Annotated in this window: 19 protein-coding genes; 2 read left to right on the plus strand and 17 right to left on the minus strand. The window is 41.6% G+C overall.

What is annotated here, in order from left to right:
- Positions 1 to 687 precede the first annotated feature (687 nt).
- Entirely contained in the window at positions 688 to 1,827 is a 1,140-nt protein-coding gene (locus tag D1151_RS04610) for an aldo/keto reductase (protein ID WP_161908120.1), read from the plus strand.
- Between the two features lie 56 nt (positions 1,828 to 1,883).
- On the opposite strand, the gene D1151_RS04615 is transcribed toward D1151_RS04610, so the two are convergent.
- Positions 1,884 to 3,146 (minus strand): LCP family protein, encoded by a 1,263-nt coding sequence (locus tag D1151_RS04615; RefSeq protein ID WP_161908121.1) that lies wholly within the window; start codon positions 3,144 to 3,146, stop codon positions 1,884 to 1,886.
- Positions 3,147 to 3,419: 273 nt separating this feature from the next.
- On the opposite strand from D1151_RS04615, the gene D1151_RS04620 reads away from it, so the two are divergent.
- Positions 3,420 to 3,743, plus strand: coding sequence for a hypothetical protein (locus D1151_RS04620; protein WP_202620377.1), 324 nt, complete (start codon positions 3,420 to 3,422; stop codon positions 3,741 to 3,743).
- A gap of 300 nt (positions 3,744 to 4,043) precedes the next feature.
- On the opposite strand, the gene D1151_RS04625 is transcribed toward D1151_RS04620, so the two are convergent.
- The 16 genes from D1151_RS04625 to D1151_RS04700 form a co-directional block, all read right to left on the minus strand.
- Positions 4,044 to 4,235: a hypothetical protein gene (locus tag D1151_RS04625; RefSeq protein ID WP_161908122.1), complete on the minus strand. Its 192-nt coding sequence runs from the start codon at positions 4,233 to 4,235 to the stop codon at positions 4,044 to 4,046.
- Positions 4,236 to 4,342: 107 nt separating this feature from the next.
- Positions 4,343 to 4,753 carry a carbohydrate-binding protein gene (locus D1151_RS04630; RefSeq protein ID WP_161908123.1) on the minus strand — a complete coding sequence of 137 codons (411 nt, stop codon included), beginning with the start codon at positions 4,751 to 4,753 and terminating at the stop codon, positions 4,343 to 4,345.
- Positions 4,743 to 5,129, minus strand: coding sequence for a hypothetical protein (locus D1151_RS04635; protein ID WP_161908124.1), 387 nt, complete (start codon positions 5,127 to 5,129; stop codon positions 4,743 to 4,745). The genes D1151_RS04630 and D1151_RS04635 overlap by 11 nt, the downstream gene beginning before the upstream one ends.
- A 30-nt stretch (positions 5,130 to 5,159) precedes the next feature.
- A complete protein-coding gene (locus D1151_RS04640) occupies positions 5,160 to 5,495 on the minus strand; it encodes a hypothetical protein (RefSeq protein ID WP_161908125.1) in 336 nt (111 codons plus the stop codon).
- Positions 5,496 to 5,508: 13 nt separating this feature from the next.
- Entirely contained in the window at positions 5,509 to 6,756 is a 1,248-nt protein-coding gene (locus D1151_RS04645) for a hypothetical protein (RefSeq protein WP_161908126.1), read from the minus strand.
- Positions 6,753 to 7,637 (minus strand): hypothetical protein, encoded by an 885-nt coding sequence (locus D1151_RS04650; RefSeq protein ID WP_161908127.1) that lies wholly within the window; start codon positions 7,635 to 7,637, stop codon positions 6,753 to 6,755. Before D1151_RS04650 ends, D1151_RS04645 begins: the two co-directional genes overlap by 4 nt.
- Positions 7,634 to 8,689 carry a hypothetical protein gene (locus D1151_RS04655; RefSeq protein ID WP_161908128.1) on the minus strand — a complete coding sequence of 352 codons (1,056 nt, stop codon included), beginning with the start codon at positions 8,687 to 8,689 and terminating at the stop codon, positions 7,634 to 7,636. Before D1151_RS04655 ends, D1151_RS04650 begins: the two co-directional genes overlap by 4 nt.
- A 4-nt stretch (positions 8,690 to 8,693) precedes the next feature.
- Entirely contained in the window at positions 8,694 to 9,524 is an 831-nt protein-coding gene (locus D1151_RS04660) for a phage baseplate protein (protein WP_161908129.1), read from the minus strand.
- Entirely contained in the window at positions 9,525 to 12,956 is a 3,432-nt protein-coding gene (locus D1151_RS04665; RefSeq protein WP_161908130.1) for a hypothetical protein, read from the minus strand. It lies immediately after the preceding gene.
- A gap of 314 nt (positions 12,957 to 13,270) precedes the next feature.
- A complete protein-coding gene (locus tag D1151_RS04670; RefSeq protein WP_161908131.1) occupies positions 13,271 to 13,693 on the minus strand; it encodes a hypothetical protein in 423 nt (140 codons plus the stop codon).
- Between the two features lie 15 nt (positions 13,694 to 13,708).
- Positions 13,709 to 13,888 (minus strand): hypothetical protein, encoded by a 180-nt coding sequence (locus D1151_RS04675; RefSeq protein WP_161908132.1) that lies wholly within the window; start codon positions 13,886 to 13,888, stop codon positions 13,709 to 13,711.
- Between the two features lie 12 nt (positions 13,889 to 13,900).
- A complete protein-coding gene (locus D1151_RS04680; protein ID WP_161908133.1) occupies positions 13,901 to 14,500 on the minus strand; it encodes a hypothetical protein in 600 nt (199 codons plus the stop codon).
- Positions 14,501 to 14,866: a hypothetical protein gene (locus tag D1151_RS04685; RefSeq protein ID WP_161908134.1), complete on the minus strand. Its 366-nt coding sequence runs from the start codon at positions 14,864 to 14,866 to the stop codon at positions 14,501 to 14,503.
- A gap of 3 nt (positions 14,867 to 14,869) precedes the next feature.
- Complete coding sequence (locus D1151_RS04690) at positions 14,870 to 15,280, minus strand: HK97 gp10 family phage protein (RefSeq protein WP_161908135.1); 411 nt, start codon at positions 15,278 to 15,280, stop codon at positions 14,870 to 14,872.
- Positions 15,270 to 15,614 (minus strand): phage head closure protein, encoded by a 345-nt coding sequence (locus D1151_RS04695; RefSeq protein ID WP_161908136.1) that lies wholly within the window; start codon positions 15,612 to 15,614, stop codon positions 15,270 to 15,272. The genes D1151_RS04690 and D1151_RS04695 overlap by 11 nt, the downstream gene beginning before the upstream one ends.
- 10 nt (positions 15,615 to 15,624) lie before the next feature.
- Positions 15,625 to 16,185: a hypothetical protein gene (locus tag D1151_RS04700; protein ID WP_161908137.1), complete on the minus strand. Its 561-nt coding sequence runs from the start codon at positions 16,183 to 16,185 to the stop codon at positions 15,625 to 15,627.
- Positions 16,186 to 16,302: the final 117 nt, after the last annotated feature.

A 16,302-nucleotide genomic window follows, 5' to 3' on the forward strand; every position in this document is an offset into this window, starting at 1 on the left:
TTTTCAAGTCAATACAAAATGCCTGTTGCTATTGAAAATCCAATGTTCTTTTTGAAGTACATGCATCACAAAAAAACAAAAAACGCCAATTTTCAACGCTTTCGTACTGTTAGGTGCTAAAGTGCTTTAATTGGTTAAACTGTGTGATTTTAGGACGATTTTTGGATGATTTTCCAAATTTAACGCCGTAAGGCGCAATACAGTTTTCCCATCCATTTTGCGCGCAACCCTATGAAATTTTTATATCTAGTCACCTTCATTACCGCGCCATATTTAAGTTCGTTTTTCCTTCTTATGGCGTCGAAGGGTTGAAATACGCCATGTTCTATAGACTTTTAACAAAGAATGGCGGCGGCACGCCATAAACGGATAAAATCTACTAAATAGCGGCGCTGTGCCGCCAGGTTCATTTTGAATTAATGGAAACATGGCGCAATCTCCAAAGCAGATAATCATATGCACCTGTCATTTTTCTGCAATGCTTTATAAGTTCTGGATTTGCCCGCCATTAGTCTGTAAAAACACGATAAATATGGCACTTTTTATCACCTTAACGCCAGACTTTCAACAAACAAGACAAAATGTGGCGCCCATTTCCCTTCCATGTATAACACGCTTCGGATAGCCCATTGAACTGAGACACCAATTCCTGTATAATATCTATTATATTGAAACAAGGAGGCTCCTATGAACTACACAGATTTTCACGGGAAACAGATTTCCCGTCTGGGCTTTGGCATGATGCGTCTGCCAATGGATGAGAACGGTATCATTGATTACGAAAAAGGGCAGAAAATGATTGATACAGCGTTGGCAAAAGGTATCACCTATATCGATACCGCTTATAAATATCACGACGGCGAGTCGGAGAACTTTGTCGGCGAAGCCCTGTCCAGACACCCTAGGGACAGCTACTGCCTGGCGGACAAAATGCCTTGCTGGCTTTGCGAAACCGCAGATGATCTGCGCAAAATCTTTGAGGATCAGCTGCGCAAATGCAAGACTGACTACTTTGATTTTTATCTGATTCACAGCCTCGGTGAAGGCGACCTTGAAGCTGTAGAAAAACTGCAGGTCGTTGACTACTTATCAAAGGAAAAGGCTGCAGGCCGCATTCATCATCTGGGAGCGTCCTTTCACTGTGGGCCTGATTTTCTCCGTGAAACTCTGACAAAATATGGAGACTGCCTGGAATTTATTCAGCTGCAGCTCAATTATTTTGACTGGGAAAACGGAAACGCAAAAGATGTCTATAAGGTTGCCCGGGAGTTTGATAAACCAATTGTAGTTATGGAGCCGATTCGCGGCGGCATGTTGGCAAATCCGCTCAGCGAAAAAGCCTGTCAGATTTTAAACAGCACAGGCACTGGCGCAAGCTATGCGTCTTACGCCCTGCGCTTTGCCAACGAGCTGCCAGGCGTTCTTTGCACCCTGTCCGGTATGTCAGAACTTTCACAGCTTGAGGAAAACATCGAAATCTTCCAAGGACCTGCCTTGAGCGAAGCTGAAAAGCAGGCAGTCGACGAAGCAGTAAAAGTCCTTCAGGCAGACATCCTGGTTCCTTGTACTGGCTGCAACTACTGCTATGAATGTCCGCAGGAAATCAAGATTCCGGATATTTTCAAACTGTACAATGAAGCAGCAAGCAAGGGTTTTCACTATATTTGGGGTTCCTTATCAGGTCAATACAATGCGATTACGCCAAACGGAAAAGACTGCATCGGCTGTGGAAACTGCGAGTCCCACTGTCCGCAGAAAATCAAGATTATCGAGAAATTAAAAGAAATCGATAACAAATATAAGGAGCTAGCTGAAATCGGCGAGTAATTAAAAGACACTGCATTTCCCTTTTGGGAATACAGTGTCTTTTGGTTTGATGTGATTTAATACAGCTCCGTGTCATAGCTGATGTCCTGATTAATCTGCTGACAGGTATCTGACAGCTGGTAATCCTCCTGTCCAAAAGCTCGTTTGTGCAGCCACTTTACGTTAGACTCCAAGGTCATCGGCACCACATAGGAAATGCCTCTAAGCAGGTCAGCCCAGTATTCATTCGGCCAGCTGACGCTCTTGCCAAAATGATATCTCGGCGCCTGAATTACCGCTGTATACATCTGCGTCTGACTCATATTGGTTCTGATATTTGGAAATACCGTGTCAGACAGTTCTTTTAACTTCCATGGGTGGGTCAAAGCCTTTTTCATAACTCCTGCAACCACAGCTTTGTAGCGTCTGCTTCTGCCTGCATCACCCCCGCTGGTCTTTCTGATTCTGCAGTAGGTCGTTGCCTGTACACCATCTAGCGTCTGTTTGCCTGTTTCGGTTATTTCGTGATAATCTCGTCCGACATTTTCTGCCGTATCCGGTCCCCAATGGTTCATATCGTTGATTTCGTTTTCCTTGACGTTGACGGTAATACCACCCAGACAATCCACTGCGTCTGCCACAGCTTTCCAGTTAAAGATGACAAACTCGTCAATATTCAAATCCAAACTCTGATTCAATGAGGCGCAAGTATTTACACCACCCGCATAGTGATGAGCATGGGTAATCTTGTCCAAAATAGATGTGCCATCCATATATTCCATTCTCAGGTAAGAATCACGCATGACAGAAATCAGTTTTATCTCTCCAGTAGACTTTTTAATACTCATGATGATGATAGCATCAGTTCTGCTGCCGTCATAACCCTCATCAGCTCTGGAATCTACGCCCAGAATTGCAATATTCCTATATCCGCTCAAATCGTCTTCTACCTGCGGATCAATAGCAAAAGCACTTTTCTCCGTTTCCACCTTATCAAAATTTCCCGTCAAAGCGTAGAATAGCCCGGTAAAAACCAACAAAAATACCATGAACAGCATGATAAGATTTCGGATAAGCTTCCCCGGTCTAAATCTATATTTTTTCTTTTTCTTCTGTTTTTGTTTGCCTTTCGTTGATGCGCAGGCACCAGTACCAGCAGATTTGGCAGTGCTGCCTGCCCTGCTTTTAGTCTGGGACTTTCCGCTTTTACGCCTTTGCGCTTCCCGGGCATAACGTTCTTCTTCCTTAGCATATTCCGGGTCTGATAACTGCCGTATCAGTTCCTTGCTGTATTTCATGCCCTCATAATTTTCGGTTTTCTTATTTCGATCGTTTCTCAAAATTCTATTTCCCCTCTTAGTTTGATTAACATCATACTTTCGATTATACAAGGTTTTTAGTAAAATTTCAACAAAATAGTCCATGATGAAAGTCTAACGATTTTCCTACAAAAAAGTTCTAATTATCTGCCCCTTTCAATTCCCATCATTACGTTTGCTTATGTGCTTACTAAAATTTTTTTGTTAGTTATTTGTGTATTTTTATAAACGGACACTGGTACTGCGTTCTGTAGATGATTTTCGAATCACAAGACATCGCAAGTGTCTTGAGCGTTGGCAGAGATTGAGATGATTTCTGAGGTGCTACCGCTAGTATGCGATCCTGTTATGACAAACGAGATAGTAGGCTATATGAAAGAACTTTCAATTCCAGAGCTGACTCCTGTTCCCGACACATCAGCCATTGCTTCTGAAGATTTTGCGACCATCGCTGAGAAAGTTCCCAACGTATTCATGTATCTTTTGGCTGGATATATGGACGAGCGAGGAGATGTCCCTGCACATAATCCCAGGCTTCAGTTCAATGAAAACGTCTGCCCAATCGGCTCTGCATATTTAACGCAATGCACAGTCCGGTGGCTAAAAGAACATCAATAAATCAAACGAAGACGACCTTGCTTTCCTTTTCGGTCTTGATCCCCTTCCATAACATCTGTTACCAAAAAACAAAAATACCCATCCGATGATGGGTATTTCCGTTTTGGTGCGCCATAAGGGACTCGAACTCTACTTTTTGCAATTTCAATAGCGTTCAAATCATTTCTCAATCGTTCAAATTTCAACATTTTCTAACAATCTAAACAGTTCAACTGATTTCAACTAATTTCACCAGAATTCGGAAAAAATGTAGTCGAAAATGTAGTCCAATATGGAACAAACTATACCTGATTGCACCGTTTATTTATTCAAATCAATTACATCATAATCACTGTCAGGCAGTCCTTCAACATAGCACAATCCGACTGGTTCTATTACGACATTATCATTAATTATGGAAATATCCAGGTTACCATTTTTCAATTCACCTTTTACAAGCAGCACGACCTCTTCATCTGTGAGACTAATTCCTTTTCTTTTTAAGATTCTCATTTTATCACCTCAGATTCATTATATCAAAAAACAAGAAAAACGGCAGGATTAATTTCCTGCCGTACGGTAATCTTCTATGCTACTTTAGCAATGAGTTCATCATATTTTTACTCTGTCGCTTCCTGCCAAAGGCTTTCTGTGCCCACTTCGCCAGGCTCCCAAACGTTGCCGTCAACCAGCGACTCCCACGTTTTGCCGTTGTGGCTCACCTTATCACCCTTGCTGTAGGCGTTTGTGCTGTCAGGCTGCTCCCAAGCCGGGATTACGTCCGGGTCTGGGATAAGCACCTTTGCCCAAAGGCTCGGTGCAGATTCCGGTGTCCAGGCCTCCTGCGTGTCATGTTCCTGTAAGCATCGGTATAAGATGCTGTCATATGTAAGTCTGTCCCCAGTCTTCACGTGGATATCGCTACGCCACACTGGATACCAGTCTGCATGCTGTAATGCTACCTCATCGGGCGCGGTTGGCAAGGTTCCTTTAAGCATCCCTATCAATTCTTTTTGTTTATTAGTCAACATTTTTTCTTACCTCTCGTTTAATTTCGTCCACAGCTTCGTTTTTTATTGCGCAATAAATTTCGTTCGGCATTCCATAGATATTTTGCTCTGGTGTTATACTGGTCAATGTATCTCCGTACACACCATTAACACCCGTATCCACAGATTCCCCCAGAGAAAACACGCCATCTCTATACTGGAATGCTTGCAGATATCGGCTTGATGCGACGATATAGATATCTTTCCCTAAGCCACAAATCTGAGTTCCCTTTGATGATACTGCAATAGAGATTTGTCCTATTTTTTGCATATTGCCTGTCTCTAACAGTGACACAAAATTCATTTTTTCAATGGGTTCAAGGCTTTTTTGATTATTTTTTTCAATTCCATTTTTCACTTTTAAGCCTTGACCCCCCCCCCGACATTCTTAATGATAATCATTATGTCTAACTCCTTCCTGTACCTGCGCAATAACGTTATCTACGATTTCGCGGTACTGTTCATCAGTCAAGCCATATGGGTTCTCCGATGGTTCCTGCCATTCTGGGTTTTCATAAAAACCGTCTTCGGGTGTGTAGCAGTATTTATCATTTTTAAAATCTTGCGGGATATTATCGACCTCAAAACAATTTACATCATTTGGCGGAAAATCAGCTTCTATCCCATTTTCCAAAATCAATCTATAGTATCCGTCACCCCTATCTTTACATTCCTTGCCTGTTTCTATTATAAAATCCGTTTCTTTTAGACAAATAATATACATATTTTACCTCCTACTAGTCTGGAATTCTTAAAGCCGCATTCGGACTAACAATTACGTTTAATTTATTATTTTTATGCGCTGATTCTGCACTGACACCAATGGTAATCGTTCCTTCGTTATTTGACTGGATTAATTCATCAAAAACTACAGCGCTTATTTTTAGTTCTTTCGTCGTTGAATTGTAAGACATACGATAAGAACCTATAATTATGCCATTGAAGAACCCACCTGCTGTTTGGCAAATCAACGCTTCAAAATATGGACTGGTGTCTTTAAGTTTAGCTACATATTGGTCGATAAGAATTATTCCTTTGACATATTCAAAATTAGCAACTACAGGAAATGTATCATTTTGCATTACATAGCTTGATACATCAAGCGTAGCCAAATCGACCTCAGCTTTTCCTATTCTTACAGGTGCTGGCGCATTAGATTGGCAAGCTATCAAAAAATTCCCATTAAGAACAGGAAAGCCATACATATCAGCCGCATACTTGCTTGTCATAGTCAACATTGCGCCTAGCTTATCTTCGGTCAAATCCAAAAGTTGCACGTAAGTAGTATATTTCGAGTCGACAGATGTATAACCTCTGAGAAGTATTAAATTTTCGCTCACTTTTCCAATAACACCGTGTCCCATAGTAGTAGAAATTTTTTTTTCCGATACAGTTGAACCAACGATTATAGTATCAGAGTCTTGTTCATAGTCTACGCTAAACAACTTTCCCAAACTATTCACGGATAAGATAGTGTTTCTATCAAGTGTAATTCCGTTACCAAACACAGATGAACCTGTACCGATTTGTTTTTTACTCTTTTGAGTAATTTCTAAAGTTTCAAGGTCAACAGACAAAATAAACTCATATGTAGTATTGTTGTTTGCGGTATATCCAGTGGTAAAAAATTTATTACTACCCAGTGGTAAAAATTTATCGTTACCACCATAATAAGGGAAATAAAAAGACTTACCAACCGATTTAATAACGCCTGTCATACTAACTTCCACAGCTTTAATATAACTACTATTTATTTGTAACAAGAAAACATGGTTGCCAGAACTATTTATATCGTTAGCCATACCTATTTTTTTATGGTTTCCTGTACCATCATCAGTAATAAAATTCTTGGTATCTATTACCCCGTTAAACGTCAAAGATACAAACATATTCTTTTCTATTGGATTAATGGCTGTCACTTGTTTAGATACTCCATTTTTAATGGACAGCCCACCACCACCTACATTTTGTACTGTTAGGCTCACTTCCTCACCACCTTCATAATTACTGGTATATCAACTGTTGGAACATCCCCACGGGCTTTTGCGACATTTCGCCCATAGACTGACTCAATTCTTGCATCACAAAACGCATCCGCTTGTTCGTCTGTTGCCGAAGAATTGAGCCATATTTCAAGGTCATACATCACTGCAGGGTACTCTGTTTCAAAGTTATAGTTTTTTTCGGTTTGATTCCAGTTCGCTGCAAGCAATGCCCCTTCTTCGTATTGTGCCGCATTCTCAAAACCCTGACCTTGCAAATCAGCAATCATTCCTTCAATGATATCTTTTTTTTGGTCAATATATCCAGCCGTATTCTCAATTTCTTGTGTAAACCATTCTGTTAAATTATTGTTTTGACCTGTGAACCATTGCTCGAATTCTTTTTCAAATTCGCTGTAATTTGCTGCAATTTGAGCAAATATATTATCAAGGTCAAGCTGCGGGGCTTCGGCAATCAACGATGTTATTGTTGTACCTGACCACTGAAAACGACAAAATGGGAATTGATACACATTGCCGCCACCATCAAGATCTTCTTGTACTAAATCTTCCGTGTTTAACACTTTGATATATCCCTGTCTAAACTCTTCAATAGTATTTTCTTTTGACAGGTCAATCTCATAAACAATTCTGTTAAAGCCCTCTGCAAAACCTCTGTCAGACGCTATTGCCTCGTTCTCTTCCACATTCAGCAGTCTTCCTTGTATAAAAAAATAGCCTGGACTAATGGTTACTTGCGTATCATCATGCGACACGCTGCACCCTTTAGTCACGCCGTTTTGCTTATTTAGAAAAACGTTTTGAAAGTGAGCAAAGTCTGAAGAATAGAATGTCTGTTCTGAAAAAGTGATTCCTCTAATCATTTTTTCTTTTCAACTCCCTTCAATTTTTCAATCAATGTAACTTTAAGATTGCCAAGTTTCACGCTTACCACTGAACTGCTATTAGCACGCTCTGTTGCCGTAATAATTGAATCTCTAATGCCGCTAGCGGTCTTTACGGTGCATTTATGACCAACATAGATATCCGTAGCATCAATTAGCTTTGATCGCAGGACAAGGTCAAATTCAATTTTATGATTGTAACTGTTTCCAGTGAATTTATCCCTTGCCTCCTGAATCATCGTGGCTTCATCTTCTGCTTTTGATACAATAACGTCAGTCGTTCCTTTTGCCCTGTCAGGATCATGCATATTTTCTGTAATGGTTCGATCGGTGCGCAGGAAGAAATGTCTAATACTTTCCGTTGTCACTTCGTTCACTGTTTTCTGCCATACCACAGTTAATTTTGTTAAGGCTTTAACCTCGATCTGCTCCGTTAGATTAATCACCTGCGGTATTCTCGTATCAATCAACAGCGGGGTTTGTTCTCTCTTTTCAATTGTTATTTCTAGGTGTTCGCCATCGAACCTAAAATCTACAAAAATCCCGTAATTTGTCAGCGCATTGCCGATGTAGGTGCACAGATTGTAAATTCCACCGTCTTCTACATCCACTTTTGCGGCAATTGGCGTATGTGTTTTGGTAGTAACATTCAGATAGCCAATGTTGACCAGCTGGTCTTCATTCATAATCCAATTTCTTCTAATTTGTGCAGCGATAAAATCTTCAATTCCTGTCTGCAAAAAAGATTCATCTGCCAGCACTATTTTTTGATCAAATAAGGTCTGCATTTCCAGCAGGGTTATTGTATACCCGCTGTGATCTTTTTCATTTTCGATTGCACTGATGATGCCTTGGAATACTATTCCGCCATCGTTCAGCAGAACAAAATCATCTTCAGCCGCAACTGGTTTGCGTGCCAGCACGATCTGACTTTTACCGCCGTAATCAGAGTCACAAGAAATACTGTACTGTACAACTGTAAGAGTATCGGAAAGGGTATAGGACTGGCGTGAAATGATATTCGCAATCATTCTTTTACACCCCCTTATAGTACTTTTCAAGATTCATGACGATATTGTTCATTTTTCCTGCGTCACAACGGAAGTAAATATCGCAATCACCCTGCGGCAACTTGAAAAAATTATCATTCACGAAATCAAGACAGTCTTTGCGATCTTCTCCATTAACTTCGATGAATAGGTCATCATCGAAGGTGCTGAAGGTCAATTTTTCATCAGACCGAAGGCTGATATTGAATCGTACCTGATGCACCAGCTTATTGTCTTGATAAACCATCAAAATAGGATTTGTGCAGTATCCTGTGAAAGATACCACAAAAGGACTTTTAACGTGCCCGTCATTATGGAATGAAAAGTAAACATAATTCAGATCATTGAATCGTGTTTCCCATTTAAAATCCCATCTTACTTCTCTTTCTGCCCGCTGGATGCGGTATTCGAATTCTTCTTCTGTGTAGAACAGCGACTTGCATTTGAATGTAAGCGGCACCTGAAACTGCTGCCGCATGTTGTATCCGCCTTTTTCAATGCTCACCAAATCTACATCAGCAAAATACTCAACGCCGACCCCTGATGGTTCATAGATTAACACCAGCGATTTTGCAGCAGTAACAAATGCTACAAAATCCTGAAATGTGTTGTACATTCGCTTCGGAAAAACCAGCGTGCCCGATAATTCGGGCTGCGCCAGTTCCATATTGTTGTTGATCCACAAGTCGCCAACTTTTAAATAATCGGCATCGTATTTGATTCCGAAGCCGCTAGGCTGCGTAAAGAAACCGTCTTCTGCGCTATTCATACCTTTTCTAGCGCCTTTTTCATTCATTAGGTAGAATTTACTAGCCATTTAATAAATCACCCCCAAATCTTTGTTCACAGCCTTGCTTATCTCTTTACTGTTTAAATAGACTTTCGTATCCTTGTCTAAAATCGCCTGCAGGATTGCTTTCAGAACTGCTATCAGTTCGCCGTTCTGTTCTGACACCGCCTGACGAATATATCCCAGTAACACATCAATCGGCGCAATCGCTTCCGCTCCTGCTTCGCCGCCGAGATGATATGTGCCAGACCTAGGGCTATACCCAAATATCGTGGGCTCTGTCAAAATGCCCCCAGCAGCGTGCTTTGATATTGTTTTTGTTGCCTTTTTGGTGCTTTTTGATTTTGGGCTTGCATCAGTACTCTGCACTCCATCTACAGAGGACAACGCATTCTGCATCTCCTGAACAGCATTTTTGACAGACTGCGCTGCACTGTTCATTTTGCTTTTGATATTATTAAGAATCTGGCTAAACTTTTCCGATACAGTGCTAGACATACTTCCCGTCTTACTTTTGAAGCTGTCCATCATGGTTTTCAAGGTTTCAACAGTCGCTTCTGCAGCCGCAGAAGTCTTTTCCTTAATTGTCTTACTAATGCTTGAAAATTTCTTTTTCGTTGTTGTCTGCATGCTGTCCAGCGTCTGCTGATAATTGTTCATTGCAGCTTCGATATCAGCCAGCACTTCCGTTCCCAGTTCTTCAGTTGCCTGATTTTTTGCCTGCTGCTGCCGCTGGTTGTATAAATCGACATACTTCTGCAGCTGTTCTTCGGTCATGCTGTTGATTGCCTTAACCTGCTGCAAACTGCTGACACCCATATCCTGTATCGCTTTGAATAAATCAGTATCGCCGATTTTGTCTTTGAGTGTAGACATGTTCGTCTCGTACTCTGTTAAAGCATCTACCTGTGTTTGCAGATTATTTATAAGTTTATCACCGGTTAAAGGATTTTCTTCATCGACATCTTGCTTAAATTCGTCAAACAGACTAAAGGCGCTTAGAATCTCGTTGGTTCTATCAACAATCTTCTGGTTCGCCGCTTCAACTGCATCCGCATAAGTACGTTCTGCTTCCGCCAGCTGCTCCATATAGCTTTCATGGGCTTCATAGTACCTTTTATCTGCTTCTATCCTTGCGTCAGTTCCTTTTGTGCATTGTTTCCTGATATTGTTCCAATAGTCCATCTCATCTTTAATGGACATATTGTTATATGTCTTGTACTTATCAAGGCGTTTTTCGGCTTTTTCAAGCAACTTCTGATCCAGTTCCTCTGCCGCCTTAACCAGCTTTTTCTTTGCTTTGATATACTCTTGGTCTGCCGCAATCCTCGCTTTAGTCCCCTTCTTGCACTGTTTTCTGATATTATCCCAGTAAAGCATTTCATCTTTCAGGCTAACACTGTGATATGTCTTGTAGTTAGACAGCTTTTCTTTTGCTGCCTTGACAACCTCGCTTGCAACCTGACTTGCTGATTTTTTCGCGTTTTCTTTGGCGTTCATCACGCCTGCTACAAGCCCTTTTCCGATGCTCTCCCCAAGACTCTTCTTTGACATCTTGTATACGTTAGCTTCTTCCTTTGTCATGCCCTTGATTACACCTAAAGCAAGGTTTTTGCCGACCTGCTTCTCCATAACCGTGGAAGGGGAATGGATTCCAAAGAAAGATTTGATTCCGTCAAGGATTGACTTGCCGAACCCCTTAATTTTGGACAGCACCCAATCTTTCGCATTTCCAATACCATTCCAAAGCCCTTTCACAAGGTTTTTGCCGATTGAAAGCATCTTGCCAGGAAGTTTTCCAATTACCCTGGCTATTTCCGTCACAATTGCATTGGCGGCGGATTTTAAATTCGCAGTATGCTTGATAATGCTCACCAGTTTGCTTATTGCCTGTTTGCCTAGATCAAATAATCTTTTGGGTAAGGTTTTAATTACATTTACGATGGTATCCTTTACCTTTGTTCCTGCCGTCTTAACAAACCCAATGGCTCCAACTATACCATTTTTCAAAAAAGTAATTATCTGCTTACCAATTTTAAGCCAATTAAATGCCAGTAAAACATCAACGACCGCCTTAATGATTTTCGGGATATTAGACACCAATGTCGGAATCGCCTGTATCAAACCTTTTGCCAAAGTTAAAATCAACTTGCCTGCCGTTGCTAACAGCTTCGGCGCATTGTCGTTAATGATACTTGCAATATTGCTGACGATTGTCGGCACCTTGGCAATCAATGATGGCAGGCTGTCCATTAAGCCTTTCGCCAAATTCACGATTAAGTTTAGCCCTGACTGTATCAACTGCGGGGCATTTTCTTTAAGCGTCGTTGTCAGGTTTAAAATGATATCAAGTGCCCTGTTGATTAAGTTCGGCAGGTTATTTTTGATTCCCTCTCCCAACTTGTTAATCAAGTTTGCCCCTGACTGCATCATCTGCGGCAGGTTGTTTTGTAAGGCTGTAAGTAATGTCGACCCAATAGCTTTGACCATTGACACCGCCGATGATAACAGACTTGGCAGAATCTGCATCAGCATCGACGGCAACTTTTGCAGTATTGGTGGCACGATTGTTTCAATCAGTGTACCGATACTTTCAAGCGTAGTCTGGATACGTGGTATCAGATTGTCACCCACGGTCAAAATGCTGTTACCCAGATTTTGGGTCAGCTGCTTCATGTCCTGATCGCCCGCTGCAAGCCCTACCAGGAAATTCTCCCATGCGGACTTTGCACTGGCAATAGATCCCTGAATAGTGGTGCTGGCTTCAAGAGCAGTTGTGCCCGTAATACCAAGATTGTTTTGTATTTCATGGATAGCCAGAATCATCTGGTCGAATGTGACATTATCCAGACTGTCAATTTTCTCTTTTAAGATACCCGAATCATTGATTAGGCGTATCATTTCGGTCTGTGTGCCACCATAACCAAGTTTTAGGTTGTCCAGCATGGTGTAGTTCTGCTTTGCGAAACCTTGGTATGCGTCCTGTATGGACTCCATGCTGGTTCCCATCTTGTTGGCATTATCAGCCATGTCAGTGATTGCAAGGTCAGCTATGTCAGCTGCCTTTGCAGTATCGCCTCCCAAGCCTTGAAGCAGGGATGCTGAGAAGCTGGTTACTGTCTCCATGTATTTGTTTGCAGACAGTCCAGCTGTTTTGTACGCATTATCTGCGTAAGTTTGCACTTTGCCTGCGCTATCTTTAAACAGTGTTTCTACACCACCAACCAGTTGCTCGTAATCACCAAAGCCCGACACTGCCGCTTTTGTGATTGCCGCAATGCCTGTAGCTGCTGCGGCTGTGGCTGCAGTCATTGCTTTAACAGTCAAAGTGCCTATTTTTTTAAAGGCTGCTCCAATCTTACCGCTGGATTTTTCAGCCTTATCTGTCGTTTCGTCAATTTCTTTGTTCGCAAGCGCATTATTTATTGCGATTGTCCCGAACAACTGAAATAATTCCATTGGTTTCCTCCCTTACAAACTGAAGGATTCCAGTATTGATTGTGAATTTTTTACAGTTGCTTCAATTTCATTCATATCTGCTTCTTCTGGCTCTGCATCTCCACTACAACTTTTAACAAAATCATCAAACGACATATTGTAAATTTTGTGCAGGTAATACTCCCATTGCGTTTTTTCATTCAGTTCTTCATTTCTGAATCTGATAAAGTTACAAATGAAGTCGTGCAGTTGTTCCGTTACCAGCATCTGTTGCAGCAGTTCCAAGGGATTGCTATACCGTTGATATAGCAAATCCCAGAACCTGCCGCTGTCGTTTATTTGAACAATTTTGAAACAACCACGATAAAATCCCTGAATTCCTCTTTCTGGATTACATCAATAACCATTCCCACGAACGTATTCATAGGTATGGATTCGATTTGTTTCTTGTCAATTCCAGACAACCCTGCTAAAAATGTGTAAATATCCTTTTCGCATTTTGGCAGGTTGCCCAGAATGACATTGGCAATATCAAGCGCAACAGTGATTCCGACTGATGTTACCACGTCATCGGTCACTGCTTTGCCTACCATTGCAGATTTAATTGCATCTGACTGTACAACACTCTTGAATTCATTAATTCCGATTGTGCTGATAATTTTTGACATCAAAAAAACGTCAGATGCACGTAACTCTCTCAGTGTGTATGCTTTTTCTTCTTCAGGCTGTGCTGCCTGTAAGTTTGTTGTTGTTTCCATTGTTCAAAGTCCTTTCTATCTCTTTTTTATCTTCTTTGGCTTTGGTACAGGCTCATCTTCGATTCTTTTCAAGAAATCTCCTGCACTCTGAATTTCTTCAAAACGTTCTTCACTGCACTGGAAAACAGATCCAGCGCAGTGATATGAATTATCCGTTTTATCCCTGAAATCACTCATAACTTCACATTTCAGCATAGTAAGCACCTCTTACACCGTAGGGGTCTTTTTTGCAACGTAAATGTGGTATGGCAGAGTGTCCGTCATTCCCTCGGCTAAATCTGCATAACATTCAAACGTTGCAGGAATTACGGAATTTTCCTTGTTCTTGCCTTCAACTTCAATACCAGAAGTACAAAGTGCGAAATCAAACATTGCGATAATCGGTGTGCCGTCTGCCATAAAGCCAACATAGCCCAGATTCTTGATATAGTCGCTTTCTTCGATGTGCGCTTTACTTTCGATTACATCAAATCTTTCATCCTCAGATGTGCCGTCAGCACCGATAACGGTTGATTTAATCCAATCCTTAGTCAGTTCAACCATATTAGTTTCAATTGTTGCCGTTTCGCCGATTTTATGAGTCAAGCCTTTTGCCTTAACTAATACACCGTCTACTTCGACATCTAAAATTTCAGCCTTAATAGACAGCTTCGTACCGCCGCTTGTTGCGCCGATAATCGTACCAGCCCATTTAGACGTTTCACTGTCAAACTTCAAATCTTTGTACAAAGTACCAGCGCCCAGCATAATGTTCTTTGGCGTTTCTTTAGTGACCCCGGAAACCTTAAATTCGCTCCAATCTGCCATTTAATTCACCTTCCATTCTTTTACTTTTAAATTAATCTGTATCTTCTTAAGTTCTGCATCGCCTGTCGGTACAGGCTGACTGCCTCCATAAAAAATAGCCACCGCTGACCCTTCGTCAGTGATGACTGTTTTTCCTGCTACTCCATAGTAGCGCATGATTTTTTCTTTAATCCGTTCCAATTCAGACCATGACTCACGGGTAAAGCCTGTTAAAATGAATGGGATTTCTATTTCCCCATCTTCTGTTAGCGGCTCGTTTTCGGAATACTCTCCCACAAAATATGGATAAATCGGATCAGCACACCATTCCATGAAGGCATAATTGATGCCAAGCGCTTCCATGTCTTTGTTAATTGTTTCAAGCATAATTCACCTCATTTCTGAAGAAAAAATATCTTCGGCATATCGGATTAGCTTGCTTTTGAGTGACTGGAAAGCTGTCCACATGGATCTTTTCGGTTGCTTACCATGGGTAAAATGTCCTTTTCCCTCTTCGTCCTTGTAGAACCAGCCCCCTTTCCTGCCATCTCCGTTTAGGGCATATTCACCTGTTCCAAACTCGTTCCAGATGGCATTCTCAAGAGGGCTACCAATTACCGATTGCAGCTTTTCTGCGTCGATTTCGTAGTCCCACGACCCTTTAAGCTGCCCTGTGTCAACTGGCGTATTCCTCATTGTCTGCGACATGATTTCGCCTGATGCTTCATGCAAGTACGCAAGGGCAGTCTTCTGTAATGCTTCTTTAACAGCAATTCGATTATCCTTAAATTCAACCGTCATAGCCTTGCCCACCTGCGTATTTCAGGAATATTTCCAATTGACGATGCCTCCCCATTGGATCGTCAATTAAGGTAATATCATAGACTTTGCCGCCAACAACCAGCCGGGAATTTTCCGCCGTAACCTCTTCAGGCAATTCTTCATAGTCGGATAATAAAACGTGTGTGCTTTCCTGTACCTTCTGGCTGAAGTTTAGCCGCTCAGATTCGCCTGACATAAGGTCAAGCCAGCCGGTGAGTTCCTTTACACCAGCCCAATTTTCGACCTGTTCACCAATGCTATTCCTTGTAGTTGTTCTGGTTTGAATTTGTGCAACGATATTTCCGCCAATCATAGCATCCCCCTTAGAATCTTGCCTTTTTATAAAGCTTCAGGAATGCCATTAGCTTCTTCGGAACTCCCATATCTACTGCCAAATCTGATTCTGTTGAATCAGACGCATATGTCACAGAATAACGTGAAAGAGTTTCGCTCTGGATATCTTTCATTTTTGTATCGCCACTATTGGCTGCTTCGTTCCTGATCTGCCATTGAATAATCTTTGCTGCGCCCAGCTTCACATCTGCAGGGTATTCAACCTTTGTAACCAGTACAGAATCTTCATTTGCCCAGTCACTATCCGTCTGAAATGTCAAGTCATTGGCTTCTGTTACCACCGCAAGGCAGCCACTCTGCAGGTCAGATTCTGACACCATGATTGTATCTCCCACATCAAACAGAATCAGACTTTCCGACATGAATACGCCAGCCCTGATATCTGCTACAACCCGCTTACCTCTGCATTGAAAATTGTTGTTCGTGTATCGCCTGATTGTCAATTCAAGGGCATTCAAGCGCATTTCCAGCATTTTGTCTGGTTCATCCGTCTGAATCAGTTCTTTCAGTTCCTCAACGGTCATTAACATGTAACCACCGCCTTATTCAGCTGCTTTTGTGCCATCTGGTTCATCGTCCTTCTTGTCGTCCTTCTTGTCGTCCTTCTTGTCGTCCTTCTTGTCGTCCTTCTTGTCGTCCTTCTTGTC

Origin of the sequence: Emergencia sp. 1XD21-10 (assembly GCF_009936045.1) — a bacterium.
GTDB lineage: Bacteria > Bacillota > Clostridia > Peptostreptococcales > Anaerovoracaceae > Senimuribacter > Senimuribacter intestinalis.

Excerpts from the sequence above, each read along its gene's own strand:
- D1151_RS04610 (WP_161908120.1), top strand. The coding sequence starts at position 688 with ATGAACTACACAGATTTTCACGGGAAACAGATTTCCCGTCTGGGCTTT.
- D1151_RS04625 (WP_161908122.1), bottom strand. The coding sequence starts at position 4,235 with ATGAGAATCTTAAAAAGAAAAGGAATTAGTCTCACAGATGAAGAGGTC.
- D1151_RS04630 (WP_161908123.1), bottom strand. The coding sequence starts at position 4,753 with ATGTTGACTAATAAACAAAAAGAATTGATAGGGATGCTTAAAGGAACC.
- D1151_RS04640 (WP_161908125.1), bottom strand. The coding sequence starts at position 5,495 with ATGTATATTATTTGTCTAAAAGAAACGGATTTTATAATAGAAACAGGC.
- D1151_RS04650 (WP_161908127.1), bottom strand. The coding sequence starts at position 7,637 with ATGATTAGAGGAATCACTTTTTCAGAACAGACATTCTATTCTTCAGAC.
- D1151_RS04655 (WP_161908128.1), bottom strand. The coding sequence starts at position 8,689 with ATGATTGCGAATATCATTTCACGCCAGTCCTATACCCTTTCCGATACT.
- D1151_RS04660 (WP_161908129.1), bottom strand. The coding sequence starts at position 9,524 with ATGGCTAGTAAATTCTACCTAATGAATGAAAAAGGCGCTAGAAAAGGT.
- D1151_RS04665 (WP_161908130.1), bottom strand. The coding sequence starts at position 12,956 with ATGGAATTATTTCAGTTGTTCGGGACAATCGCAATAAATAATGCGCTT.
- D1151_RS04670 (WP_161908131.1), bottom strand. The coding sequence starts at position 13,693 with ATGGAAACAACAACAAACTTACAGGCAGCACAGCCTGAAGAAGAAAAA.
- D1151_RS04675 (WP_161908132.1), bottom strand. The coding sequence starts at position 13,888 with ATGCTGAAATGTGAAGTTATGAGTGATTTCAGGGATAAAACGGATAAT.
- D1151_RS04680 (WP_161908133.1), bottom strand. The coding sequence starts at position 14,500 with ATGGCAGATTGGAGCGAATTTAAGGTTTCCGGGGTCACTAAAGAAACG.
- D1151_RS04685 (WP_161908134.1), bottom strand. The coding sequence starts at position 14,866 with ATGCTTGAAACAATTAACAAAGACATGGAAGCGCTTGGCATCAATTAT.
- D1151_RS04690 (WP_161908135.1), bottom strand. The coding sequence starts at position 15,280 with ATGACGGTTGAATTTAAGGATAATCGAATTGCTGTTAAAGAAGCATTA.
- D1151_RS04695 (WP_161908136.1), bottom strand. The coding sequence starts at position 15,614 with ATGATTGGCGGAAATATCGTTGCACAAATTCAAACCAGAACAACTACA.
- D1151_RS04700 (WP_161908137.1), bottom strand. The coding sequence starts at position 16,185 with ATGTTAATGACCGTTGAGGAACTGAAAGAACTGATTCAGACGGATGAA.